This window comes from Curtobacterium citreum, assembly GCF_006715175.1.
GTDB lineage: Bacteria > Actinomycetota > Actinomycetes > Actinomycetales > Microbacteriaceae > Curtobacterium > Curtobacterium citreum.
On record NZ_VFMQ01000001.1, the window covers coordinates 1877287 to 1902111 of the forward strand.

General features: G+C 72.7%; 24 protein-coding genes and 2 pseudogenes. 11 read left to right on the top strand and 15 right to left on the bottom strand.

Annotated features, from left to right (window positions below):
• Nucleotides 1-16 precede the first annotated feature (16 nt).
• The 5 genes from FB462_RS08850 (at nt 17) to FB462_RS08870 (ending at nt 6815) form a co-directional block, all read left to right on the top strand.
• Nucleotides 17-1381 (top strand): glycosyltransferase, encoded by a 1365-nt coding sequence (locus tag FB462_RS08850; protein ID WP_083519927.1) that lies wholly within the window; start codon nt 17-19, stop codon nt 1379-1381.
• A complete protein-coding gene (locus FB462_RS08855; RefSeq protein ID WP_141861426.1) occupies nt 1378-3336 on the top strand; it encodes a right-handed parallel beta-helix repeat-containing protein in 1959 nt (652 codons plus the stop codon). The genes FB462_RS08850 and FB462_RS08855 overlap by 4 nt, the downstream gene beginning before the upstream one ends.
• A 3-nt stretch (nt 3337-3339) precedes the next feature.
• Nucleotides 3340-4470, top strand: a complete 1131-nt coding sequence (locus FB462_RS08860) for a right-handed parallel beta-helix repeat-containing protein (protein ID WP_141861428.1) — start codon at nt 3340-3342, stop codon at nt 4468-4470.
• Nucleotides 4471-4604: 134 nt separating this feature from the next.
• Nucleotides 4605-6035, top strand: a complete 1431-nt coding sequence (locus tag FB462_RS08865) for a UDP-glucose dehydrogenase family protein (protein WP_141861430.1) — start codon at nt 4605-4607, stop codon at nt 6033-6035.
• Between the two features lie 327 nt (nt 6036-6362).
• Complete coding sequence (locus FB462_RS08870) at nt 6363-6815, top strand: hypothetical protein (RefSeq protein WP_141861432.1); 453 nt, start codon at nt 6363-6365, stop codon at nt 6813-6815.
• A 59-nt stretch (nt 6816-6874) separates the two neighbouring features.
• Here the strand turns inward: FB462_RS08870 and FB462_RS08875 are convergent, their stop codons facing one another.
• The gene (locus tag FB462_RS08875) at nt 6875-7558 is read right to left on the bottom strand and encodes a DUF1345 domain-containing protein (RefSeq protein WP_114851078.1); all 684 of its coding nucleotides are present in this window, start codon (nt 7556-7558) and stop codon (nt 6875-6877) included.
• 143 nt (nt 7559-7701) lie between these two features.
• Nucleotides 7702-8583: an NAD-dependent epimerase/dehydratase family protein gene (locus tag FB462_RS08880; protein WP_141861434.1), complete on the bottom strand. Its 882-nt coding sequence runs from the start codon at nt 8581-8583 to the stop codon at nt 7702-7704.
• A gap of 141 nt (nt 8584-8724) precedes the next feature.
• Here FB462_RS08880 and FB462_RS08885 point away from each other — a divergent pair, with 141 nt between their 5' ends.
• Nucleotides 8725-9303 (top strand): TetR/AcrR family transcriptional regulator, encoded by a 579-nt coding sequence (locus tag FB462_RS08885; protein ID WP_058741999.1) that lies wholly within the window; start codon nt 8725-8727, stop codon nt 9301-9303.
• Between the two features lie 154 nt (nt 9304-9457).
• On the opposite strand, the gene FB462_RS17815 is transcribed toward FB462_RS08885, so the two are convergent.
• From FB462_RS17815 to FB462_RS08900, 3 genes and pseudogenes are all read right to left on the bottom strand, one after another.
• Nucleotides 9458-9811, bottom strand: coding sequence for an inositol monophosphatase family protein (locus FB462_RS17815; RefSeq protein ID WP_141861436.1), 354 nt, complete (start codon nt 9809-9811; stop codon nt 9458-9460).
• Nucleotides 9812-9881: 70 nt separating this feature from the next.
• A pseudogene (locus FB462_RS17905) lies at nt 9882-10226 on the bottom strand (inositol monophosphatase family protein); the annotation flags it as partial.
• Complete coding sequence (locus FB462_RS08900) at nt 10223-10897, bottom strand: NUDIX domain-containing protein (RefSeq protein WP_141861438.1); 675 nt, start codon at nt 10895-10897, stop codon at nt 10223-10225. The pseudogene FB462_RS17905 and the gene FB462_RS08900, both read right to left, overlap by 4 nt.
• 157 nt (nt 10898-11054) lie before the next feature.
• On the opposite strand from FB462_RS08900, the gene FB462_RS08905 reads away from it, so the two are divergent.
• The gene (locus tag FB462_RS08905; RefSeq protein WP_141861440.1) at nt 11055-11612 is read left to right on the top strand and encodes a DUF6611 family protein; all 558 of its coding nucleotides are present in this window, start codon (nt 11055-11057) and stop codon (nt 11610-11612) included.
• Between the two features lie 160 nt (nt 11613-11772).
• Here FB462_RS08905 and FB462_RS08910 read toward each other — a convergent pair whose 3' ends face one another.
• The 6 genes and pseudogenes from FB462_RS08910 to FB462_RS08930 form a co-directional block, all read right to left on the bottom strand.
• Entirely contained in the window at nt 11773-12402 is a 630-nt protein-coding gene (locus tag FB462_RS08910) for a TetR family transcriptional regulator (RefSeq protein ID WP_141861442.1), read from the bottom strand.
• 82 nt (nt 12403-12484) lie between these two features.
• Nucleotides 12485-13081 (bottom strand): gamma subclass chorismate mutase AroQ, encoded by a 597-nt coding sequence (aroQ, locus tag FB462_RS17345; RefSeq protein WP_167510061.1) that lies wholly within the window; start codon nt 13079-13081, stop codon nt 12485-12487.
• Entirely contained in the window at nt 13078-13323 is a 246-nt protein-coding gene (locus tag FB462_RS17350) for a hypothetical protein (RefSeq protein ID WP_167510062.1), read from the bottom strand. The genes aroQ and FB462_RS17350 overlap by 4 nt, the downstream gene beginning before the upstream one ends.
• Nucleotides 13324-13548: 225 nt before the next feature.
• The gene (locus tag FB462_RS08920) at nt 13549-14493 is read right to left on the bottom strand and encodes an acetamidase/formamidase family protein (RefSeq protein ID WP_141861444.1); all 945 of its coding nucleotides are present in this window, start codon (nt 14491-14493) and stop codon (nt 13549-13551) included.
• Nucleotides 14490-15764: an APC family permease gene (locus tag FB462_RS08925; RefSeq protein WP_229666704.1), complete on the bottom strand. Its 1275-nt coding sequence runs from the start codon at nt 15762-15764 to the stop codon at nt 14490-14492. The genes FB462_RS08920 and FB462_RS08925 overlap by 4 nt, the downstream gene beginning before the upstream one ends.
• A gap of 218 nt (nt 15765-15982) precedes the next feature.
• Nucleotides 15983-16927, bottom strand: a pseudogene (locus FB462_RS08930) (proline iminopeptidase-family hydrolase).
• 74 nt (nt 16928-17001) lie between these two features.
• Here FB462_RS08930 and FB462_RS08935 point away from each other — a divergent pair.
• Complete coding sequence (locus tag FB462_RS08935) at nt 17002-17778, top strand: FadR/GntR family transcriptional regulator (RefSeq protein WP_141861445.1); 777 nt, start codon at nt 17002-17004, stop codon at nt 17776-17778.
• Here FB462_RS08935 and FB462_RS08940 read toward each other — a convergent pair.
• The 4 genes from FB462_RS08940 to FB462_RS08955 form a co-directional block, all read right to left on the bottom strand.
• On the bottom strand, nt 17733-19313 hold the full coding sequence (locus FB462_RS08940; protein WP_141861447.1) for a Na+/H+ antiporter: 1581 nt from the start codon (nt 19311-19313) through the stop codon (nt 17733-17735). The genes FB462_RS08935 and FB462_RS08940 overlap by 46 nt on opposite strands.
• A 104-nt stretch (nt 19314-19417) precedes the next feature.
• A complete protein-coding gene (locus FB462_RS08945) occupies nt 19418-20230 on the bottom strand; it encodes a hypothetical protein (protein WP_167510063.1) in 813 nt (270 codons plus the stop codon).
• Nucleotides 20220-20696: an RNA polymerase sigma factor gene (locus FB462_RS08950; RefSeq protein ID WP_141861450.1), complete on the bottom strand. Its 477-nt coding sequence runs from the start codon at nt 20694-20696 to the stop codon at nt 20220-20222. The genes FB462_RS08945 and FB462_RS08950 overlap by 11 nt, the downstream gene beginning before the upstream one ends.
• A 206-nt stretch (nt 20697-20902) precedes the next feature.
• The gene (locus FB462_RS08955) at nt 20903-22483 is read right to left on the bottom strand and encodes a helix-turn-helix domain-containing protein (protein WP_229666703.1); all 1581 of its coding nucleotides are present in this window, start codon (nt 22481-22483) and stop codon (nt 20903-20905) included.
• Between the two features lie 223 nt (nt 22484-22706).
• Here FB462_RS08955 and FB462_RS08960 point away from each other — a divergent pair, with 223 nt between their 5' ends.
• Genes FB462_RS08960 through FB462_RS08970 form a run of 3 tightly spaced genes read left to right on the top strand, consistent with a single transcriptional unit; the run spans nt 22707 to nt 24767 of the window.
• On the top strand, nt 22707-23003 hold the full coding sequence (locus tag FB462_RS08960) for a flagellar FlbD family protein (RefSeq protein WP_141861452.1): 297 nt from the start codon (nt 22707-22709) through the stop codon (nt 23001-23003).
• Nucleotide 23004: 1 nt separating this feature from the next.
• Entirely contained in the window at nt 23005-23829 is an 825-nt protein-coding gene (locus tag FB462_RS08965) for a motility protein A (RefSeq protein WP_058740398.1), read from the top strand.
• A gap of 2 nt (nt 23830-23831) precedes the next feature.
• Nucleotides 23832-24767: an OmpA/MotB family protein gene (locus FB462_RS08970; RefSeq protein WP_114851095.1), complete on the top strand. Its 936-nt coding sequence runs from the start codon at nt 23832-23834 to the stop codon at nt 24765-24767.
• Nucleotides 24768-24825: the final 58 nt, after the last annotated feature.

The window sequence follows — 24825 nt, forward strand, 5'->3', positions numbered from 1 at the left end:
GAAGGACCCGAACCTCATGCAACCGCTCGTCCTCCTCGCGTCGCAGACATCGACCCAGGTCGTGCTCGACAACCTCGCAGCCTTCGGGCACGAAGCCCTGAAGTACTTCCCGATCGGCATCGCCGGCATCATCGTCTGGTCGCTCTGGCTGTACCGCGTGGTGCTCTCCGCCCGCGCGAAGCCGGTCGAGAACGGGTTCCGCACGTCCACCTCGGTCGTCGTGCCGTCCTTCCACGAGGACCCCGACATCCTGCTGCGGTGCCTGGAGAGCTGGCGGGAGCAGCACCCGGACGAGATCATCATCGTGCTCGACGTCGCGGACACCGACGCCTACCGGCGGATCGTCGCGATCGGTGACCCGACCGTGAAGCCCGTCCTGTTCCACCACGTCGGCAAGCGCAGCGCGCTCGGTGAGGGGATCCGGCGGGCGAGGTACGACGTGCTCGTGCTCGTCGACTCCGACACCTCGTGGGAGCCGGGGCTGCTCGAGTCCGTGCAGATGCCGTTCGTCGACGAGCGGGTCGGCGGGGTCGGGACGCAGCAGAACGTCTACCAGCGCAACTCGAGCATCTGGCGGATCATCGCCGACTGGCTCGTCAACCTGCGCTACTTCAACTACGTCCCGGCGATGGGTGCCGCTGGAGCCGTCCCGATCCTGTCCGGCCGGACCGCGGCGTACCGCCGGTCTGCCGTGATGCCGGTGCTCGACAACCTCGAGAACGAGTTCTTCCTCGGCCGCCGCTGCATCGCGGGCGACGACGGACGGCTGACCTGGCTGGTCATCGCGTCCGGCTTCAAGACCGTGCACCAGTCGTCGGCCAAGGCGCTGTCCATGTTCCCGGCGAGCGGCAAGGCGTTCTTCAAGCAGCGCATCCGCTGGAGCCGCAACTCCTACCGCACCTACCTCACCGCCATCGCGAAGGGCTGGGTCTGGCGGGTGCCCTTCGTCACGAAGATCACCGTGCTGCAGATCATCCTGACTCCCGTCACCATGGGCATCACGATGTGGTACCTGCTCTTCAGCCGCCTCGAGCTGAGCGCGGTGGGTGTCCTCTTCACCCTCGGCTGGCTGCTCTTCGGCCGTGCCGTCCGCGGGGCCTCGAACCTCAAGCGGCACCCCCTCGACCTCCTCGTGCTCCCGTTGCTCGCCCTCGTGGTGATCGCGGTGGCCCTCCCCATCAAGGTGTACGCGTTCGTGACGATGAACAAGCAGGGCTGGCTCACCCGCCACGCCGACCAGATCGGCGGCGACGGGCAGCAGGCCCGCACGCTCCAGCCGGAGCCCGTCGCCGAGACCCGGCGGCCGACGCCCGGTGTCGTCGTCCAGCCCGGTGCGGTCGCGGCCTCCGCTTCCTCCGACGACCAGGCGGTGGCAGCATGAGCGGGGTGCGCTCCACCATCCTGCGCGGCACGACCGCGCTGGCGATCGGCGCGGGACTCGTCCTGGCCGGCGTGGCCGCCGCGCCCGCCGCCACGGCGGCGACCGGCGGGTCCGGCTCGGCGACCGGCGGGTCCGGCTCGGCGGCCACGGCCGCCGGGTCCGCGGCGGTCGGGCGTCCGTACAAGGGCGACCCGGACAAGGAGGCGCGGCTCGTCTCCGCCGAGGACGACCGGATCTACAACGTGCGGGCACTTGCATCGGCGGCCCGCTGGAGCGGGCTCGCGGTCTCGCAGCCGTACCGGCTCGCGACCGGGTCGTCGTACACGCTCGTGCTCGTGGCGCGTGGCGCCCCGTACACGATCGACGACCTCACGCAGCTCGCGCCGTCCACCTTCGTGAAGCAGCCGGACGGCTCGTGGCTCCTCAGCGAGAACATCGTCGTCGAGAACGGCGCGACCCTCCGGCTCGCGAGCCCGGACGGCCTCCGCATCCACATGAAGAGCAACCACGACGGCTTCGTCTCGATCGTGACGCAGGCCGGTGGCCTGCAGGTCGTCGGGTCGGCGAAGTCCCCCGTCGCGATCGACGCGTGGGACCCGCAGGCCGGTGCCGTCGACACGCAGACGTCCGACGGACGGGCGTACGTCCGGGTCCAGGGCGGCACCGCGACGCTGAAGTACGCGTCGTTCTCGCACCTCGGGTTCTGGAGCGGCACCACCGGCGGCGTCTCGCTGACCGGCACCGACCTCACCACGCTCGACCAGGCGTCCGGCGACCAGCAGGGCAAGACGAAGCGGACGACGCAGGACGTCTTCGGGAACGCGATCCTGCCGACCGGGGCGCTGCCGAGCACCGGCGGGAGCTCGGCCAGTGCCGGCGCCTACAGCTACGTCTCGGCGCTCGTGCAGCACGTCACGTTCGACGGCAACGCCTACGGGCTGTTCCTGACGAGCGCGGACGGCGTCACGATGTCGAACGCCACCGTCGAGCACTCCCTGATCGACGGCCTGGTGCTGCACCGGTACGTGACGAACTCGACCTTCACGTCGGTGCAGTCCACCGACAACGCCATGGACGGCGTGAAGATGACCCGCGCGTCCACGGGCATCGTGTTCAGCCAGGTCAAGGCCACGGACAACGGGCGGAACGGCATCACCCTGAACGGCAGCGGTCTCGCCGACGGCCCGAACTCGGCCGGCATGCCGACCACCACGTACGGCAACAACGCCCTCACGGACAGCACGAGCGCCGACAACGGCCGCTACGGCGTCGAGGTGATCGGCGGCAAGAACGTCCGGATCAGCGGATCGACCGCCACCGGCAACCAGATGGGCATCGTCGTCCGGCACGACGCCGACGACGTGGTCATCCGGAACAACGTGGTGAAGGACTCGGCGCAGAACGGCATCGCCGTGGTCGACGGTCCGAGCGCGACCGAGGTCTCCGAGAACTCGATCAGCGGCGCCGACATCGGGGTGTACCTGCGCGGTGCCACCACGTCGTCCGTGACGAACAACACCGTCACCGACGCGCGGATGCACGGCGTCACGACGGTCGGCGCCGCCGACGGCACGCAGATCGAGAACAACACCGTCCGCGGATCCGGGCCGAGCGCCATCGACCTGGCCCGCTCCGACGGTGCCGCCCAGCAGGGCAACACGACGGTGGAGTGGCACTCGACCAAGCCCTTCCTGGTGACCCTGCGCGCGATCTTCCAGCCGCTCACCGTGCTCTGGACGGTGCTCCTGCTCGTCGTGCTCATCGCGGCGATCGGCGGGATCCGTCGCCGCCGCCGGGCCGGTCGCCGCGAGCACCCGTACGCCAAGCTCGCGCCGTTGTCGAGCTTCACCCGCGGCGCGGTCGACCCGGTCTCGCTCGGTCTGCCCCCGGCGCCGACGGCCCGGGGCTCGCACGCCGCCGACCCGGGCGGCGCGGCGCCGCAGACGGCGAGCTGACCGATGACGACACCCCTGCGGAGGTTCCGGTCCCACCTGGTCGTGGGTGCCGTCGGTCTGGTCGTCGGCGCGGTCGTGGTCGGCGGGGTCTGGGTCGCGGCGAGCACGCCCGACGCGCCGCGTGCCGCCACCACGACCCGCCCGTCGGAGCGGAGCACCGCTCCGACGCCGGCACCCTCCCGGTCGGCACCGTCGACTGCCCCGACCACGGCGCCGGACGCCGAGCGGGCGGACCTGTCCTGCTCGGCCGACGCGACGACGACGGTCTCGACCACGAAGGCGCTCGAGGCGGCGCTGTCGAAGGCGACCGCCGGCCAGGTCATCGCGATGGCACCGGGCACGTACACCGGCAACTTCACCGGCAGCGCCGCGGGGACCGCCGCGCAGCCGATCACCCTGTGCGGCCCGACCGACGCCGTGCTCGACGGTGGCAGCACCGACAAGGGCTACGTCCTGCACCTCGACGGGGCGTCGTACTGGCGGCTCGCCGGCTTCACGGTGCAGAACGGGCAGAAGGGCGTCATGTTCGACGACGTCCAGCACACCACCGTCGACGGGATCACCGTGACCGACATCGGCGACGAGGGCATCCACCTGCGCGCCGGCAGCAGTGACAACACGGTGAGCGGCAGCTCGGTCACGAAGACCGGACTCCGGAAGCCGCAGTTCGGCGAGGGCATCTACGTCGGGTCCTCGAAGAGCAACTGGTGCAAGGTCTCGGACTGCCAGGAGGACCGGAGCGACCGCAACGTCGTCACCGGGAACACGATCTCCGACACCGCCGCCGAGAACGTCGACATCAAGGAGGGCACCACCGGCGGGACGCTGTCGGACAACTCCTTCGACGGCGTCGGCATGCAGGGCGAGAACCACGCCGACTCGTGGGTCGACGTCAAGGGCAACGGTTGGACGGTGACGGGCAACCGTGGCGTCGACTCGCCCCTCGACGGGTTCCAGACGCACGAGCTGCTGGCCGGCTGGGGGACCGACAACACCTTCACCGACAACACCGTCGACCTCGGCAACAGCTCCGGGGTGGCGTTCGCCTTCCGGCCCGTCGAGGGCAACACCGTCTCCTGCGACAACACCGTCGTGGGGTCGAACGAGCTGAGCACCACGCGCTGCACGGGCTGACCCGCCCACCCAGCGCCCTGCGCCCCGGCACGCACCGTGCCCCGTCGCGCCCTCCGTCGCGCCTCCGGGCGGTCCCCAGCGGCCGTCCGCCCCACCGAACCGTCCCCGCTCCCGCCCCCGAAAGCGAGTCCACCATGTCCGTCCCCGTGACCCCGTTCCCGACGCGGGACCTCCCGCCCGTCGCCCAGCAGCCGCGCCTCACCGTCATCGGCACCGGCTACCTCGGCGCCACCCACGCCGTCTCGATGGCCGTCCTCGGCTACGAGGTGCTCGGCGTCGACGTCGACCCGGCGAAGGTCGACGCACTCGTCGCCGGCCGGGTCCCGTTCCACGAGCCGGGTCTGCCCGAGAAGCTCGCCGAGGCGCTCGCGTCCGGGCGGCTCCGGTTCTCCTCCTCGATGCAGGAGGCCGCCGAGTTCGGCGACGTGCACTTCGTCTGCGTCGGCACCCCGCAGCAGCGCGGCTCGAACGCCGCGGACCTGACCTACGTCGACGGCGCGTTCCGCGAGCTCGCGAGCCACATCACCCGCCGGGCACTCGTCGTCGGCAAGTCGACCGTGCCCGTCGGCACCGCCGCCCGGCTCGCCGCCCTCGTCCGCGAGGTCGCCCCCGCCGGCGCCGACGTCGAGGTCGCGTGGAACCCCGAGTTCCTCCGCGAGGGCTACGCCGTCCAGGACACGCTGCACCCGGACCGCCTGGTGTTCGGCGTGGAGTCGCCGTGGGCCGAGGCGCAGCTCCGCGCCGCCTTCCGCCCGGTGCTCGACGAGGGCACGCCACTCGTCGTCGCGGACCTGCCGACGTCCGAGCTCGTCAAGGTCGCGGCGAACTCGTTCCTCGCCACGAAGATCTCGTTCATCAACGCGATGGCCGAGATCTGCGAGGCGACCGGCGCCGACGTCAGCCTGCTCGCGAGCGCGCTGTCGCACGACACCCGGATCGGCGGCCGGTTCCTCAAGCCGGGCCTCGGGTTCGGCGGCGGCTGCCTGCCGAAGGACATCCGGGCGTTCTCGGCCCGCGCGGACGAGCTCGGCGTCGGCCAGGCCGTGCGCTTCCTCGACGAGGTCGACGCGATCAACCTCCGTCGCCGGCAGCGCACCGTCGACCTCGTGGCGGAGCTCGTCGACGGTGACCTGGCCGGAAAGAAGGTCGCGGCGCTCGGCGCGGCGTTCAAGCCGAACTCGGACGACATCCGGGACGCCCCGGCGCTCGACGTCGCCCGGATGCTCCGCGACGCCGGGGCGATCGTCACGGTGTACGACCCCGAGGCGATGGCGAACGCCGCCCGGGTCCGCCCCGAGCTCCGGTACGCGCCGTCGCTGACCGCCGCCGTTGTCGACGCGGACGTCGTCGTGCTGCTCACGGAGTGGCAGCAGTTCCGCGACGCCGACCCCGAGGACCTCGGCGCCCTCGTGCACACCCGGCGGATCGTCGACGGCCGGCACGCGCTCGACGCCGACCGGTACCGTGCCGCGGGCTGGGAGTACCGGGCGCTCGGCCGACCGGTCGCGCCGCGCACGGTCGAGATCTCCGTCGACGAGCAGGACGAGCTCCAGCGCTCCGCCTGACGGTTGCCCGCCGGGGACGGCGCCGACCGGTCCGACACCGGATCCGTGCGGCGCCCGCCCGGCGGCGAGAGGACTCCCCGGTGGGGGTACCACCGGGGAGCGGGCACCCGTCCGCGCGACGGGGGCGTCCACGGGGACGACGGCATCGGGTTCGCCGTTCGTCCCCGTGCGGCCCGCCCGCGCGGGACCGTCGAACCACGTTCCCGACGTCGAACCAGCCCCCGCGCCCGGTTCGACGTCGCATCCGTGGTTCGACGCCCCGCGACGCCTCGCGACGCCCCCGCGCGTCGCGACCGGGCCAGCGCCCCGGACCCGTCAGCATGGACCGTGCCCACACCGCAGCAGATCCGCCGGGGGATCCTCCTCGGCGCGGCGACCATCGCCGTCGTCGGGGTCGTCGCAGCGACCGCCCCGTCCTGGTCGACCACCTCCGTCGCGGTCCCGCCGCGCTCCGCGTCCGCCCGCACCGTCGCCGAGACGTTCTGGCGAGCGGCCGAGCACCGCGACTGCGCCACCATGCGAGCACTGTCCGACCCGGACGACACGACCTGGTGCGTCTCCTGGTGGGACACGTTCACGGGCCAGGACCCGCACCTGCTCGGGCACGGCCGGTTCAGCGACCCCACCACCCAGCCCGACGACGGGACGGGGGAGACGTCCGTCCGGTTCACCGTCGACGTGCGGAACGTGTCCGGGATGCCCGACGGGTGGAACGAGTGGGGACTGTTCCTCCGCCACACCGCGGACGGATGGCGGGTCAGCGAGGAAGGCGTCGTCTGACCGACGGCGACGCCCCCGACTGAGCAACGCCCCTCGACACGCCGCCGCGCCCGTGCCCGTCAGCTCCCGAGCCCGGCGACCAGGTTGACGACGCTCGCGATCACCACGGTTCCGAAGAAGAACGACAGCAGCGCGTGCCGCAGCGTCGTCACGCGGACCGCGCTCGAGGTGATCGACGTGTCGGACACCTGGTACGTCATCCCCACCGTGACCGCGAAGTACGCGAAGTCCGAGTACCGCGGCGGCTCGTCCTGGTTGAACGAGATCCCGCCAGGCGTGCCGCTGTAGTACAGCTCGGCGTACCGGAGGGTGAAGAGCGTCTGCACGAGCAGCCACGACAGGAAGACGCTCACGACGCCGAGCGCGGCCGCGAGGTCCTGCGCCGTCCCGTGCAGCCCCCGCGCCGTGCTCAGCACGACGAGCAGTGCGACGACGCTCGCCGCCGAGGCACCGACGAGCAGCAGGTCCGACACCGTCCGCCGCGGGTCCTCGCGGTCGGCCAGCCGCGCGGTGCGCTCCGCGTCGGCCCGCAGGAGCGGGAAGGCGGTCACCACGTACGACGCGCACGCCGCCGCCCACCCGACCGAGGCGGCCCACCGCGGCCCGACCGTCAGCCCGGTCACCACCGCCACGACGACCCCGACGACCACCATGAGCACGAGCCGGTTCCGGTAGCGACGGGACCGCCCGACTCGCGGGACGGGGGTCGGCTGCGGTGCCGACGGAGCGGCGGGCGTGGTCATCCGCCCAGGTTCCCGGTCGCCGCCGTCAGTGCGCCGGGACCGGGCCGCCGCGCCGCTGAGGGAGCGCGCAGGTGCGCGGCTTCGGAGCGGTCACCGGACCGGACGGGAGGCACGTGGCGGCGCCGCCACGTGCCTCCCGTCCGTCACGGGGTGACGTTCTCGAGGTCCGCCAGCAGGCTCGGGTGGGTGGGCTGCCAACCGAGCGCACGCTGGGTCGCCGCCCCGGAGGCGGGCTGGTCCGTCGCGAAGATCGGAGCGAACGGGCCGAAGGTGTCGTCCGGGACGGCGGCGACCGGCAGGCCGAGGCGGCGGCCGATGACCTCGGCGAGGTCGCGGACGCGGTCGCCCTCGTCGGCGACGGCGTGCCAGGTGGAGCCGGCCGGCGCGTCCTCGAGCGCGAGGCGGAACAGCGCGGCGGCGTCGCGGGCGTGCACCGCCGGCCAGCGCTGGTCGCCGGTGCCGGGGTAGCCGGCGGTGCCCGATGCCCGCGCGGTCTCGGTGAGGATGCCCGCGAAGCCGCCCGCGCCGTCGGCGTGCACGGTGCGGGGGAGTCGCACCGCCGACACCCGGACCCCGCGGTCGGCCAGGTCCAGGGCGGCGAGGACCGTTCGGGCCCGCCCAGCGACCGGGCCGTCGAGGGGGAGCGGGTCGGTCTCGAGCGCGAGCCGGCCCGGGACCCACGGCGTCCCCGAGACGACCACGAGCGGCTTGCCGGTGTCGACGAGTGCCTCGCCGAGGGTGTGGACCGCGGCGGACTCCTCCGCGATGGCCTGCTCGAGGCCCTCCGCCGTGCCGAAGTCGTTCGCGAACGCCAGGCTGACGACCCCGTCGGCGGCGTCGGCAGCGGCCCGGAGGACGTCGAGGTCGGCGATGCTCCCGCGCACCGTCTCGGCGCCCTGGGCGGCCAGCGCCTCGACGGAGCGGTCGGAGCGGGCGAGGGCGGTGACGGTGTGGCCCGCCGAGCGGAGTTCGGCGATCACGGCGGTGCCGATCGTGCCGGTGCCGCCGGTGACGAAGACGTGCATGGTGTGCTCCTGTCTGGTCCGCCGAGTGACGGGACCGTGGTGCCATCACGCTAGGACCGTGACGGGACAGTTGTCCCGTCGGTGCGCGAATCGGATGGGACAAGAGTCCCGTCAGTGGTCGTCGGGCCGTAGGATCGGCGGATGGCGAGGTGGGAACCCGGAGCGCGGGAGCGGTTGGTGCTGGCCGCGGTCGACCTGTTCTCGGAGCAGGGGTACGACGACACGACCGTGACCGAGATCGCCGAGCGCGCCGGGGTGACGAAGAGCACCTTCTTCCGGCACTTCCCGGACAAGCGGGAGCTGCTCGTCGCCGGGCAGGAGACGCTCAGCCGACTGCTCGCCGAGGGGATCGCGGACGCGCCGGACGGGGCGACACCGCTCGAGGCCGTCGCGAACGGAGTGGAGCGGGCCTCGGCCGAGATGGGCCCGGTGAACCGGGAGCTCGGGCCCAGGCTCCGTGCGGCGGTGGCCGCGAGTGCGGAGCTGCGCGAGCGGGACGCCCTGAAGAGCGTCGGCCTGGCCGCGGCGATGACCGACGCGCTGCTCGCGCGCGGGGTCGACGCGGTACCGGCGCGGCTCGCGAGCGAGATGGGCGTGCTCGCCTTCACACAGGGGTTCGAGCGGTGGTCGGGGCGGGGCGTCGCGGACGACGAGCCGCTCGCGGTGCAGACCCTGGCGGTCCTGCGCGAGCTGCGGGAGGCGGCGGCGGCGCTGCGCTGAGCCGGTGCGGTGCGGTGCGGTGCGGTGCGGTGTTGTGCGGGGCGGTGTGGTGGTCTCCGCACAACCGGAAGCACGCCGCGCCCGGGACTTCCGTGGCGCGGCGCGCTTCTGGTTGTTCGGCAGCAGAGCGCGCCGCCGCGCGCCGCCGACCCCGCTAGGCGCTGCCCGCGCGCAGCAGCGCCGCGGCCTCGCGCACGGCGGTCGGCGCGCCCGCCAGGTGCCAGCCGTGCCCGTGCGCCCGCACGACCTCGGCCGCGCCGCCGGCACCCTCGACGAGCGCCCGGCCCGGCAGCCAGTCCCAGTCGGCGCAGTCCGTCTGCACCCAGAGCGCCGTCCGCCCGGCGGCGACGTCCGCCAGGTCGCACGACCCCGAGCCGCTGATCCGGATGGTCGCGGCGGCACCGAGCAGGGCGAACAGCGGCGCGGTCGCACGCTCCCGCAGGTGCGAGGCGTTGAGGAACGTCGCGACGGCTCCGGACCCGAGCGGCACGTCGGGGATCGCCGGCACGGGGACGCCGTCGGCACGCGGTCACCCCCGCGCTCGCGACCCACGTCTCGTCGGGCAGGAGTCGTCGCACGGCACCGAGCACGAGTCCGCCGTCGACCTCGAGGGACACCGCGCTGCACCAGGCCGGCAGCCCGGCGACGTAGTTGTACGTGCCGTCGATCGGGTCGACGGTCCAGCGGCGGCCGTTCGCCGGGTCGTCGTGGGCGCCCTCCTCGCCGGTGACGCCGTCCCCGGGGCGCTGCTCGGCGAGCATGCCGTGCACGAGGTCCTCGGCGGCGCGGTCGGCCGCGGTCACCAGGTCGGCGGCCGAGGTCTTCTGCTCGGCCCGCGTGCCCGAGACCCGCATCTCCGCGGCGAGCGCGGCGGCCCGCGACACGAGGGCGACGGCGAGATCGCGGTCCGCCTCCGGGGTCATCGACCCGCTCCCGTCCCGACCAGCCCGCGGAGTGCCGCCCACTGCAGCAGCAGGATCGTCTTGCCGTCGACGATGCGGCCGTCGTCGAGCATCGCGAGCGCCTCGTCGCCGGGGACCTCGAGCACCTCGATCTCCTCGCCCTCGTCCGCGATCCCGCCGCCGGCGTCGACCCGGTCCGCCGCGGAGTACGGCGCCGCGTAGCAGTGCACCCGCTCGGTCACCGAGCCCGGGCTCATGTACGCGTCGACGACGTGGGTCAACGGGCCGAGGCGGACGCCGAGCTCCTCGTGCGCCTCGCGCCGGACCGCCGTCTCCGGGTCGTCGGCGTCGAGCAGGCCGGCGGCGACCTCGACGAGCATGCCGTCCGGGTGCTCGTTGACGTACGCGGGCCAGCGGAACTGCCGGGTCAGCAGGACGGTGCCGCGCTCCGGATCGTACGGGAGCACCGCCGCACCGTTGCCGCGGTCGTAGGTCTCGCGCTGCTGCGTCGTCCACGAGCCGTCCCGCCCGCGGACGTCGAACGTCGTCCGGCGGAGCACGTGCCAGCCGTCCGAGGTCACCTCGACGTCCCGGACGACCACGTCCGGGTTGCGGTCGAGGTCTCGGCCGACCCGGTCGAGACCGGTCCTGCCCCTGCTGTCCGGTTCGGTGGCCCCACGCGTCGTCGTCACGCCACCGACGCTAGCGGACCGGCGCGAGCGGACGCGACGCGAGCGGACCCGACGCGAGCGGACCCGACGTGAGCGGACCGCACGGACTCGATCCCGCTGCGTGAGGGATCCGTCAGTGCCCGGCCCACCGCACGTCCCCGGGGCGAGGCTCCTGGACGTGGACAGCAACACCGACCGACCGGCGACCGGCAGCCGCCGCCACGCCCCGGGCCGCCGCGCGCGGAGCCTGCAGGGCGAGCACCTCTGGGGCCGCTACACCGTGCAGCCCGTCACCCGGGCCCTGTGGAGTGCCCGGACCCTCGAGGTCTACCCGCCCGGCACGAACGCGACCGAGCTCCTGTTCCTCCGCGCCTGGCACGCCTGGCGCCTCGGTGGCCCGCTCACCGCTGCCGTGCTGCTCCTGGTGCTGCACGACCGTCCGTTCGTCGCCGTCGGGCTCGCCGTGACGCTGAACGTCGTCGGGTTCCTCGTGCTCGCCCGTGCCACCCGTCGCACCCGCCCGGCCGTCCGGACCCTGACCGTCACGACCTTCCACGGCAACGGCCGCCCCGAGGAGCACGGTGACCGCCGGCTCTTCGACGGATCGCTCGACGCGCTCACCGTGCTCGAGCGGGCGCACCGGCAGGACCGCGTCGGACGGGTCGAGTTCGAGCTCGTCTGGGGTGACGTCTGGGACGCGATCCCCGCGACCCCGGGGCGCGGGGCGCGGTCGTGACCACCGTCCTGACGCGACCGACCCTCCCGACCGCACCGGAGCAGGAGGACGACGGCACCGTGGTCCTCGGCTACGACTGATCGACCGTCGGGCCCGTGACCCACCGGACGGGAGGCACGGTGCCGGCCCGCCCCGCGCCTCCCGTCCGACGGTGGTGCCGTCAGGCGGGGCCGCGTGTGGTCGCGTCGGCGACGGAGGCGACCCGTACGTCGGCGTCGGCGATGCCGAAGGAGACGAGCAGGGGGACCCAGAGCGCGCGGAGGCGGGCGACGAGGTCGTCCGGCGTCGTCGTCGCGGCCGACGTGACGAGCCCGAAGGTCGCCTCGAGGAGCAGGTCCTCGGCGCGGTCGGGCAGCGCCGGGGCGTCCGCGGGCCGGGCGGCGTCGAGCTGCTCGCGGATGAAGTCGGCCCAGACGAAGCCGCGGGGGACCTCGACGTCGGTGTGGAGGAGCTCGCGGAGCAGGCGGACGGCGCCGCCCGCCTCGGGGCGTTCGCGGGTCTCGAGCGCGGTGTCGAGCAGCACGCGGGTCAATCGTTCGACCCCGGCCGGCTCGTCGGCGGCGGCAGCGGCCGTCTCGACCCAGCGGACCTGCTGTTCCTCGATCACGGCGACGGCGAGCGCGTGCTTCGACGGGAACAGGTGGTACCCGATCGCGGACTTGGGGCGTCCCATGGCCTCGGCGATGCGGGCGAAGCTCGTGGCCTCGTAGCCGTAGCGGGCGAACTGGGCCCCCGCCGCGGCGACGATCGCTCCACGTGACGCGGCCATCGCTGCCTGTCGTCGGTTCACGGTCCTCCTGGTCGGTGCCGGGCCGTCGGGTCGACCCGGCACCACTCTAGGAGCACTGTTCGCGTCGGTGTCGGTCTCGGCGTCAGTCGGTGCAGAAGTTCGACCACGCGACGTGCAGGCCCTTGCGCTGCAGCGAGTCGAGGCCGGATTCGACCCGGTGTCGCTCGGCCTCGACGGCGTGGGCGCAGCGCGGCGCCGCGGCGATCGGCGCGACCGCCGCGAGCCGGTCGACCAGGTCGTCGTCGATCTGCGTGATCTGCGTGCGGACGGCGGTCAGGTCGGGCGCGGTCGTCGGGGCGGACCACGGCTCGTGGGTCCACCGTGTGAAGAGTCCGCGCTGCACGAGCTTGCTCGCCGCGATCTGGTCGCGGAGCACCCGGGTCACGAGGTCCGGGTCGACGCCCTCGGCTCGGGCCCGGGCGACGCCCGCGTCGACGACGGCCTGCTCGCGGGCCGGGTCCGCGATCGGCTTCCCGCTCAGCCACTTGCTCTCCGCGACGGGCTCGGCCAGGGCGAGTCGGCTGACGACGAGGTCACCGACGCCCGAGAGCCGTCCGGTGTCGGTGCCGGCGAAGGTGGTGGTGTCGGACGTGGTCGGCGCGGCGATCGCGGGTCGGGCTGCGACGAGGCCGGAGCCGACCACCGTCGCGATCAGGCTCAGCAGCACGGCGGTCGTCATCGCGGTCCGTCGTCCAGCGGTGCGGGTGTGGCGTTCCATGGGTGTTCCGTCTCCTCGTCGTCCAGGAAGCGGATCGTCACGTCCTCCGTTCGACGGCGGATCGCCCGGCGCAGGGGCTCCACCACGAGTTCGCTCCACGTCGGGTACACCTCGACGTGGTCGACGGCGGACGCGCACGAGCACGGTTCGACCACGGGCACGTCGAGTCCGGGGTAGACCGTGGTGACCTGGTGCAGCACCATGCCGCCGCTCCTTCCTGTCGCCAGACGATCGTCTGACGAAAGGAAGGTACCGCCGCGGTCGGCCCCGGCGCGATGAGGGTGCGCTCAGCCCGCGGTCCAGTGCGCCGGGCGGATCGTTGTGCGGCGTGCCGCCGCACAACGCGGAGCACTCCGCGCCACGGCGAACCATGGCGCGGAGTGCTTCCCGTTGTGCGGAGCGCAGTCGGCCGGGCCGTCCGCCGTGGCTCAGCCCGCGGCGGCGCCCAGCACCGCCTTCGGCACCCGGTGCAGCGTCACGGCACCCACCGCGGCGAACGGGTGCAGCGGGTCCGGGTCGCCGGAGCCCGTCGGCCCGCCGAGCTTCGAGTCGCCCACGGCGCTGAGCACCGCGTACGCGTCCTCGGCGCTCCACCCGTGCTCGTCGACCAGGAACGCGAACGTGTCCTCGTACCCGCGCCGGATGCTCTCCTGCACGGGGTCTCCGAGCCCGACGAACAGCCACTCCTCAGGCGTCTCGATGCGCGGCGCCCGGAGGGCGGCCCCGCCCTGCAGCAGGTCGACGGAGACGATCGCGGTGCCCTGGGCCTCGATCGCGACGAAGGACGACTCGCCCTCGGCCATGATCGCGTGCACGTCCCCGATCGACAGGAGCGCGCCGGTCACCCGCACGGGCAGGTACACGGTGGAGCCGGGGCGGGCCTCGGTCACGTCCATGTTCCCGCCCTCGGCGTACGCGGGCATGATCGTCGAGTTCGTGCCCTCGGCCGGTGCCACCCCGATGCAGCCGATCATCGGCCGGACCGGGAAGGCGTGCCGGTCCGTCACGTGCACGACGCCGTCCTCGATCGGGCAGCGGCGCGCGAAGACCCCCTCGGGCATGACGTGCTGGAGCGCCCCGGACCCGGGGAGCGAGACCGACCAGCCGTGCGTCGTCAGCTCGATGTCGTGGATGTGCACCGCGAGGGTGTCGCCCGGCATCGCGCCCTCGACGTACACCGGGCCGGTCACCGGGTTGATCGGTGCCTGCAGCTGGGCCAGGTCGTGGTGCCGGTCGAGTTCGGCGTACACGGCGTCGGTCGTCTCGAAGCCGATCGTCTCGCCGGTGCCCGGGGTGATGCGGAGCACGGGCTCGCGTGCCGGGTCGAACCCGGGGACGCCGAGGGTGTTCGGCAGGTGGTGGTCGGGGGTCATGCGTGGTCTCCTTCCGAGCCGACCTCGGTCGACCGTCCCGTCGCACGGTAGTAGAGGAACACGATCGCACCGACGACCAGCCACACGATGCCGCCGACCTTGGCCTCGACCGCGGCGTTGAGCAGCACGTACCCGATGATCAGGAAGCCGATGAGCGGCACGACCAGGTGCAGCAGCCAGTTGCGCGACTTCCCCTTCACGACGTGGTGCACGAACACCGACACGTGCAGGAGCATGAAGCCGAACAGGGCACCGAAGTTGACCAGGGACGAGATCGTGTCGATCTGCCCGACGAAGAACAGCACGAGGATCGCGGACAGCACCGAGACGACGATGATCGCGTTCTGTGGGACCTGTCGGCCGTTCAGCTTGTGCAGGAACGCGGGGAGCTGCCGGTCGCGGCTCATCGAGAAGAGCAGGCGGCTCGTGGCGGCCTGCGCGGCCATGGCGTTGGCGATGCCGACGGCCAGGACGTTCACCGCGAAGAACGCCGTCGCCCACCCGCTCGACGAGGCCTGTTCGACGATCGAGAAGAAGGCGTTGCCGACCTCGCTGTCCGGGAACGCGTCCCGGTCGGCGGCCAGCGCGGAGGCGAGCCAGGTCTGCAGGACGAACAGGAACGCGACGATCACGAGCGCCAGGATCATCGCGAGGCCGGCGCCCCCGCGGCGGCCGGTGGACTCCTCGGACAGGGTCGAGATGCCGTCGAAGCCGAGGAAGCTCAGCACCGCGATGGACAGGGCGCTCGCGATGAGCGGCGCGGAGACCTTCGCCGGGTCCCACACCTGGTCGGTCGAGAACGAGGCTCCGGGCACGGTGCCGCCGGTGAGGGCGACGATCGCGATGACGACGAAGATCGCGACGAACACGAGCTCGATGAGCAGGAAGATGCGGTTCGCGAGCTTGAGCGACGAGACGCCGAGCAGGTTGATGACGGTGTTGATCGCGACGAAGAGCAGCGCCCACAGCCAGCGGGGCGTGCCCGGGAAGATCCCGACCATGCTCTCCGCGGCGAACACGTAGAGCAGCGTCGGGACGAGCAGGTAGTCGAGCAGGATCGCCCAGCCGGCGAAGAACCCGGCGGCGGGGTGGATGCCGCGGCCGACGTACGAGAACACGCTGCCCGCGAGCGGGATGGACTTCGCCATCTGCGCGTACGCGAGCGCCGTGAAGATCATCGCCACGAGACCGACGAGGTAGACGAGCGGCACCATGCCGCTCGACGCGTTGTAGACGGTGCCGAAGATCGCCCAGGGGGCGATCGGCACCATGAACGACGAGCCCGTAGACGAGCAGGTCGGTGGTGGACACGGAGCGATTGAGCTCCTGCTTGTAGCCGTAGGCCTCGAGCTGCTGCTGTGCGGAGAGCTCGCTGTGCTGCTGCGACATGACGGTTCCGTTCGGGGAGACGGTGCGTGGGTGGGGGGAGCCGGACGGGAGGATCGTGGCGGGGTGGTGCCGCGCCTCCCGTCCGGTGTGGGGTCGCGACCTAGGAGGTGGGCCGGTCCGCGACGGTGGGGTGGTCGTCGTGCGTCGCCGCGAACGCGGCGACGAGGCGGCGGAACTCCTCCGGCTGCTCCAGGTGGGTGCAGTGGCTGGCGCCGGGGAAGACGTGCTGGCGGACGTCGGCGATGCGCTCGACGAAGGGCTGCCAGGTGGCGGGGGTGGCCTCGTCGTGCTCGCCGGCGACGACCAGGGTGGGGACGGCGACCCGGTCGAGCCGGTCGACGATCGTCCAGTCGCGCATGGTGCCGATGACGTGGAACTCGTTCGGGCCGTTCATCGTGTGGTAGACCGTCGGCTCCTGTTCCATCTGGGTCTCGGAGTCGACGAAGTCCTACGGCATGGGGACGACGCGGCAGACGTGGCGCTCGTAGAAGACCTGCGTCGCGGCGAGGTACTCGGGGTCGTCGACCGTGCCGGCCTGCTCGTGCCGGGGCAGGGCGTCCTGGACGTCCCCGGGTAGCTGCGCGCGGAGCTCGGCGGCGCCGTCGACCCAGAGCTGCATCGACGCGGGGGAGTTGCAGATCATCAGGCTGCGCAGGTGTTCGGGCTGCCGGACGGCGATCTCCGCGCCGAGCATGCCGCCCCACGACTGCCCGAGGACGTGGTGGTCGCCGAGGCCCAGGTGCTCGACGAGCGCGGCGTACTCGTCGACGAAGAGCTGCGGGACCCAGGTGTCGACGGGGGCGTCGGGACGGTGGGAGCTTCGGCCGCAGCCGAACTGGTCGTGGTGGACGACGGTCCGACCGGTCTCGTCTGCAAGGGCCGCGAGGTTCCGGAGGTAGTCGTGGGCCATGCCGGGGCCGCCGTGCAGCACGACGAGCGGCAGCGCACCGGGGGTCGGGGAGACGGGTTCGGTGACGCGATACCAGGTGTGGCCGTCGCGGAACGGCATCGTGCCTTCGGTGATGCGGGACATGCCGCTCAGCATGGCTCCCGAAAAGGTCTGCTGCAAGACCTTTTCCGGTCCTTTAACGTGGACGAAACAGGACAGGAGGGGCCGACGTGGCGGAACGCGCGCCGGAGAGCCGGGTCGACGAGGTCGAGGACCGGCTCGTCACCGCGGTCGCCGTCGGGGAGTACCTGCCCGGGTCCCGGCTGCCGCCGGAGCGCGAGCTGACCGGCCTGCTCGGGGTCGGGCGGGTCACCGTCCGGGCCGCCCTCGCGCGCCTGGTGGACCGTGGGCTCCTCGAGACCCGGCGCGGCCGCGGCGGCGGGACGTTCGTCCGGACGCAGTGGCCGGACTCGTCCTCCGAGGCGGTCGGGCGCACGATGACCGCGAGGTGGGCCGGCATCCGCGAGACCGCGGACGCGATCGCGCTCCTGCACGGTGCCCTCGCCACGGCGGCCGCCGAGCGGATCGCCGACGACGAGCGCGGGGCGCTCCGCGCTCGGCTCGAGGACTTCCGGGTCGCGGAGTCCGGGCTCGCGAAGCAGCAGGCGGACGCCGTGCTGCACCGGACGATCATCGACGCGGCACGGAACGACGTGCTCGCTGCGACCCTGGCCGGGCTCGAGTCGCAGGTGTCGATCGCGGCGCCCGCGCACCTCTGGGGGACCGCGGAGGGCATGGCCGAGATGGAGGCCCGGGCGCTCCGGGAGCACGAGGCGCTCGTCGACGCCGTGTGCGACGGGGCGACGGTGACGGCCGGGCAGATCGCGCGGCGGCACGTCGGGATCGACCTGGAGCTGCTCGAGCGGGCGATGCTGCGGGCGGGGCAGGTGCCCGCGCGGGGTCAGGGTGGGGTCGAGCCCTCGAGCCGCGCCTCCTCGGCGTCGTAGCCTGCGCGGACCTGGCGGAGTACCAGGTCGTCGATCTCGTCGGCGTCGCGGAGCCGCAGGAGGGTCGCCGCCTTGTGGCGGACGAGCGCGAGCTCGAGCGCAACGGCGGAGTCGTGGCGCTGCAGGGCCGGGTGGTCCTCGTCCTCCTGGGCGCGGGCCTCGATGACGTCCAGGTGTGCCTCGTAGTCCTTCCGGATCCGCGCCACCGTCGCACGGTCGGCACCGGCAGAGCGTGCGAGTCGGGGGAGTGCGTCGAGCGCCTCCTCGATGGCCGTGCGCTCGGCGTGCCGCCGCTCCTCGCCGACCGACTCGTCCTCCGGCAGGGCCGCCCGACGGAGCACCGCCGGCAGGACGAGCGCCTGGCCGACGATCGTCAGGACGACGACGCCCGCCGTGACGAACACGATGAGGTCCCGCTCCGGGAACGCGCCCCCGGACTCGAGCGTGCGGGGGACGGCGACCGCCATCGCGAGCGACACCGCGCCCCGGAACCCGGCGAAGCCGCTCACGAGCCGGTCGCGGCGGTCCTCGCGGGGCTCGCCGCCGAAGCGCCGGGTGACGAGCCAGACCGTTCCACCGATCGTGCCCTCGAACGCGAAGCGCACGAGGACCAGCACGACCGAGACCGCGACCACGAGCCCGACGCCGCTCCACAGTTCGCGGGCGTCGAGCTCCCGCGCGGCCACCATGGCCTCGATGCCGACGAGCACGAACAGGGCGCCGTTGAGCAGGTACGTCAGGAAGGACCAGAACGCGCGGACCTGCTGCCGGGTCTCGGCACGGTCGAGCTTCGGTGCGACCTGGCTCACCACGATGCCTGCCGCGACGACCGCGAGCACGCCCGAGGCGCCGATCGCCTCGGCGCCGAGGAACGCCGCGAACGGGACGAGCAGCGTCACGAGGTTCTCGAGCACCACGGTGTCCACCCGGCGCAGCACGAGCGAGCCGAGCCACGCCGCGAGGAGCCCGGCCGCGACCCCGCCGACGTAGGAGAGCACGAGCATCCACGAGACGCTCCAGAACGTCAGCTGCTGGGTGCCCACGGTCACGGCGACCGCGATGCCGTAGACCACCAGGGTCGTGCCGTCGTTGACCAGGCTCTCGGCGCGGAGCACCGTGACGTTGCGACGGGGCAGCATCTTCGTCAGGACGCCCACCGCCGTGGCGTCGGTCGGGGCGACCGCGGCGCCGAGCACCCACGCCGGCCCCCACGGCATGCCGAGGAGGTGCAGGAGCGTGGCGACGACCCCGGCCGTCACGACGACGAGCACGGTCCCCATCAGGACGATCCCGCGGAGGTTCTTCCGGATCTCCCGGAGCGAGGTCGTCAGGCTCTCCCAGTACAGCAGCGCCGGCAGGAACAGCAGGAGCACGGCGTCCGCGGGGAGCTCCACCAACCCGAAGGTCGGCACGAGCGCGAGCAGCGCACCGATCACGAGCAGGAGCACCGGCGGCGCGACGCGGATGCGGTCGGCGACGGCAGCCGTCACGGCGATGGCGAGGCCGAGGGCGACCACCAGTTCAGGACCGAGCACGTGTCTCCTCGAGGTTCGTCCGACCTGTCAGTCAACGCCCGAGGTGCTGCGGGTTTTCCCGATCCGCGCCCGCGGCCGACGTGTCGCGCCTCGTGCCCCGCGCGTCAGAGGTCGCAGACGGCCGTCGGCCGGTTCACGTCCCCGATCCAGACGGCGCCGACGTGCCCGCCGGTCCCGATCTGGAAACGCACCGTCCCGCCGTCGACGGCCACCGACCACATCGACCAGTCGCCGGTGGTGCCGGGGGAGTCGTTCACCAGGTCCGGGTACGCCGCGTGCAGCTCCTCTGCCGATGACCCCACCCCGATGCCGGCGGCCGTGGTCGGTCCGGCGACGGGTGCGGTCGGCGTCGAGGTGGCCGTGCTCGTGACCTCCACGGTGCTGACCGACCCGCTGTCGTCGGCGACCACCTGCACCTGCACGCCGTCGGGGGAGACCCAGGTGTTGTCCGCGACGCACCCGTCAGCGGGCGAGGGCAGGAGGCTGAAGGGGCCGCGGAGGTCGTCGGTCTCACCGGCCACCGTCCCGCCGAGCGCCACCGGTCCGATCTCCGAGCCGGAGATCGTCCACGTCGACGGATCGGTCTGACGGTAGGGCCGTCGCGTCGGCGTCGAGGTGGGCGGAGGCGACTGGACGACCGGTGCCGAGGACGGGACGCTCGTCACCGCCGGCTCCGGGGTCACCGTCGCGATCGGCGCGGGTCCGGCGACGAAGGCGCGCGGCACCATCCCGAGCGCGACGGCGCCGCTGGTGGCGCCGATGCCGAGCAGGGCGACGACGCCGATGACCAGTCCCGCCCGTCGACCGGCGCCGTGGCGACGACGCGGCGCCTGGTCGGGTGTGCGTTCGAGGACGTTCTGCTTCATCGCGACCAGCATCCGTTCGAGGTCGTCTCCGACCGGGGGTTCAGTGTTCACCGTGGTTCACCGCCTCCGTGCGCTGCTTCGTGGTCCGCCGTGCGGGTCGGGCGGTCGCCGCGACGGGTCGTCCGAGGACCCGGGCGGCGTCCTGGTAGGAGTGGCCTCCGCCGAGGGCGAGCTCGACGAGCCGACGGTCGAGCTCTGGGAGCGCGTCGACCTGTCCGCCGACGAAGCGCGGTCGGTGCCGGGCACGGGCGTCGGCGTCGGCGGGGGTGCTCGCGACGTGGAGGTCGCGGCACGTGACGAGGAGCCAGGGGAGCAGGGCGGAGGTCGCGAGGACGAGCGTCGGAGCCTCCCGCCACAGGGCCGCGAGCGTGTCCTGCACGAGTCGCTGTGCGTCGTCCGGTGTGTCGGCGAGTCCCCACGCGTAGCGCAGGACGGTCGGCGCGTGGCGGTCGAACGCGGTCGCCAGGGCCGCGCGGTCGCCGGCGGCGAGGGCGGCGAGCAGCTGCCTGTCTGCCATGCCGCTCTCCGGCCCGGTGTCCATCAGTGGTCCCATGGTTCCCCCTCTCATCCTGGAAGTGTCCCGCGACCCGGTATCCTGACCAGGTCGTTCCTCCCGGGCGTGTCGTACCGTTCCCCCTGCAACACGCAACGTGGGCGGTCGCTCGCAGCGGAGTACCGCTGCGAGGAACCGCCCACGTTGCGTTTCGCGATGGGGGGGGGAGGTCAGTCGTGGAACGTCTCGATGGACGCGCCGAGCGAGTTGAGGCGCTCCTGCAGCTGCTCGTACCCGCGGGCGATGATGCCCACGTTGCGGAGGACGCTCTCGCCCTTCGCCGCGAGCATCGCCAGCAGGATGACCACCGCGGGACGCAGGGCCGGCGGGCAGCTGACCTCGGCACCGGAGAAGTGCGTCGGGCCGGTGACGTCGAGCCGGTGCGGGTCGCGCAGGGTCACACTGGCGCCGAGCCGGGTCAGGTCGAGCAGGTGGATCGCCCGGCCCTCGTAGACCCAGTCGTGCACGAGCGTCGTGCCCTCGGCCATCGCCGCGATCACGACGAAGAACGGCAGGTTGTCGATGTTCAGGCCAGGGAACGGCATCGCGTGGATCTTGTCGATCGGCGCGTGCAGCTCCGAGGGGTGGACCGTGATGTCGACGAGGCGGGTCCGACCGTTCGCGGCCGAGTACTCCTCGCTGACGTCGAAGCGCAGACCCATCTCGGCCAGGGTCGCGAGCTCGATCTCCAGGAACTCGATCGGCGCGCGCGTCACGGTCAGGGTCGATGACGTGACGATGCCGGCGGTCAGCAGGCTCATCGCCTCGACCGGGTCCTCGCTGGGCCAGTAGTCCACGACCTCGTCGATCCGGCTCTTGCCCGTGATCTTGAGCGTCGTCGTGCCGATGCCCTCGACCTGCACCCCGAGGAGCTCGAGGAAGAAGCAGAGGTCCTGCACCATGTAGTTCGGGCTGGCGTTCCGGATGGTGGTCACACCGTCGCGGGCGGCAGCCGCGAGGATCGCGTTCTCGGTCACGGTGTCGCCGCGTTCGGTCAGGACGACGGAGTGCGCCGGGACGTCCTGGTTCGCGACGCCGACCTCGTACCAGCCGGAGGTCGCCTCGACGTCGACGCCGAAGGGGCGCAGCGCGATGAGGTGCGGCTCGACGGTCCGGGTCCCGAGGTCGCAGCCGCCGGCGTAGGGGAGTCGGAACGACCCGTACCGACCGCTCAGCGGGCCGAGGAACATCAGCACGCTGCGCGTGCGGCGCGCGGCGTCCGCGTCGATCGCGTCGAGGTGCAGGTCCGACGGAGCGACGATCTCCAGGACCTCGCCGTCGGGCGACCAGGTGACGGTCGCGCCGAGGCTGCGGAGCACGTCGATGATGCGGTCGACCTCGACGATGCGCGCGACCCGGTGCAGCCGCGTCACGCCACGGTTCAGCAGCGAGGCGCAGAGCAGCGCGACGGCCGCGTTCTTGCTCGAGTTGACGGCGATGGAGCCGCTGAGCTTCCGTCCGCCCTGCACCCGCAGGTGCGAGCGCTGCGGTGCGCCGCCGATCGAGACGATCTGCTGGTCGAGCGCTTCGCTGATGCGCGTGAGCATCTCGAGGGACAGGTTCTGGCCACCCTGCTCGATCCGGTTGATCGCGCTCTGGCTGGTCCCGACGCGCTCGGCGAGCTGCGACTGGGTCATGCTGCGTCCCTTGCGGGCGCCGCGGATGAGCGCGCCGACCTCGCGCAGGGGCGCGGTGGCCGCTGCGGGAGCAGCCGGGTCGGTGGGCGTGACGACGGTGGTGGTGTCGGACATGGGCGTCACGCTAACACGCTCATGAGATAAAACAGGGGACATCACGGGGCTGATTCGCAGGAACGGATCGGGAATAACTCGTCCATGAGAACTTGGGCGACGGGTGTGGTGCGGCTCCTAACGAGGTCGGGACCTCCGCCGATAGCCACCGGTGCAGGACCACGGACGGGCCTGCATCCCGCTCCACGGACGGCGGCGGGACGATCGAGAACCAGGACGGGCCATGATCGTCGTCACACGACTCAACGGCAGCGCATTCGCTGTCAACCCGGACCTCGTGGAGCGCATCCAGGAGACGCCGGACACGACCCTCATCATGGTCGACGGGGCGAAGTACATCGTCCGCGAGTCCATGACCGAGGTGATCGACCTCGTCGCCGCGTACCGCGCCCGGATCGTCGGGATGGCGTACGGCACCGACGCGCAGTCCGTCCAGAACGCGGGCGGTCCTCATTCCCTCGCACCCGTCGCGGCCCTGCCGAGCAGGCCGACCGACGCCCGCGCGGACGGGGGGCGCTGACGTGGACATCGCGACCATCGTCGGCATCCTCGTTGCCTTCGGCGCCCTGTTCGGCATGGCGCAGATGGAACACGTCGAGCTCGCCGGACTGTTCCTGCCCGCCCCGATGCTGCTCGTGTTCGGCGCGACGATCGGCTGCGGCATCGCGAGCACCACGCTGAAGGACGCGATCGCCGCGTTCAAGGCGGTGCCGAAGGCGTTCACGGGCAAGGTCACGCCGCCGCAGGCCGTCATCGACGACGTCGTCGGGCTCGCCGAGACCGCCCGCTCGAACGGTCTGCTCGCGCTCGAGCAGGAGGCCGACAAGCACGACGACCCGTTCATGAAGAAGGCGCTGCAGAACATCGCCGACGGCACCGACGGGGACGAGCTCCGGATCCTGCTCGAGGACGAGATCGAGTCGAACGCCGCACCGCTGCGGAGCGCGAGTGCGTTCTTCATGGGCCTCGGCGGCTTCGCCCCGACGGTCGGCATCATCGGCACGGTAGTGTCGCTCACCCACGTCCTCGCGAACCTCGGCAAACCAGACGAGCTCGGTCCGCTCATCGCGAGCGCGTTCGTCGCGACGCTCTGGGGCCTGCTCACCGCGAACTTCCTGTGGCTCCCGTTCGGCGGCAAGCTCAAGAAGCTCGCGCAGCTCGAGTCGGACCGTCAGACCCTCCTGATGGAGGGGCTGCTCGCCGTGCAGGCCGGCAGCCAGCCCCGCCTGCTCGGCGAACGCCTGACCGCGATGGTCCCGCCGACCGCCCGCGGCGACGCGAAGGGCGGCAAGGGCGCGAAGGGCCGGGCGTCGGCGGACGTCGACGACCAACAGCTGGCGGCCTGACCGTGAGCGCGAACCCCCGGGGCCGCGGACGCGGTCGGAAGCGCGGCGGCCACGACGAGGCCGAGCACCCCGACGAGCGGTGGATGGCGTCCTACATGGACATGATCACCGTCCTGATGTGCATGTTCCTCGTCCTGTTCGCGATGTCGTCGGTCGACCAGCAGAAGTTCATCGCGCTGAAGACCTCGCTCGCGACCGGCTTCGGCGAGGTCAAGTCCGACAAGATCGACACGGCGTCCGGCACGGTCGTGTCGAAGTCGCAGGTCACGAAGGACGGCAAGGGCTACGCGACCGACAAGTCGAAGGCCGAGCACTCCACCGCGGCCTCCGGCGCGAAGGACACCAACGTCGACCCCGCGTCCACGGTGGTCCCGCCGGTCGCGTCGAAGGCCGACCTGGCCGCCGCGCAGCACGAGTTGGACGACCTGAAGGCGATCGAGTCGGCGATCCAGGGCAACCTGGACAAGGCCGGCGAGCAGGCGAACGTGCAGTTCACGGTCGACGCCCGCGGGCTCACGGTCCGGCTGATCGGCAGCGAGACCTACTTCGGCACGAACAGCGCCGACCTCTCCGACCAGGCGCGGCGGATCATGGACGCCATCGCGCCGGTCCTGCGGACGAGCAACCACGACGTGAGCGTCGAGGGGCACGCCGACCAGCGGAACTCGACCGCGCCGTACGCCACGAACTGGGAGCTCAGCGCCGCCCGGGCGACGGGCGTGCTCCGCGACCTGGTCGAGCGCGGCGGGATGCCCGGCGAGCACGTGCAGAGCGTCGGCTTCGGGTCGAGCCGCCCGCTCGCGAAGGGCGACTCGGACGCCGACCTCGCGCTGAACCGCCGCGTCGACATCGTCGTGCTCTCGAACGCGGACCAGGACGTCAGCAGCCTGATGCCCGCGCTCGCGACCGCGCAGGACGGAGCGCGCGCCGCCGGCTGACACACGACGAGCGAACACATGCCGGAGCGCCCGGGCACAGCAGCCCGGTGACCCGACA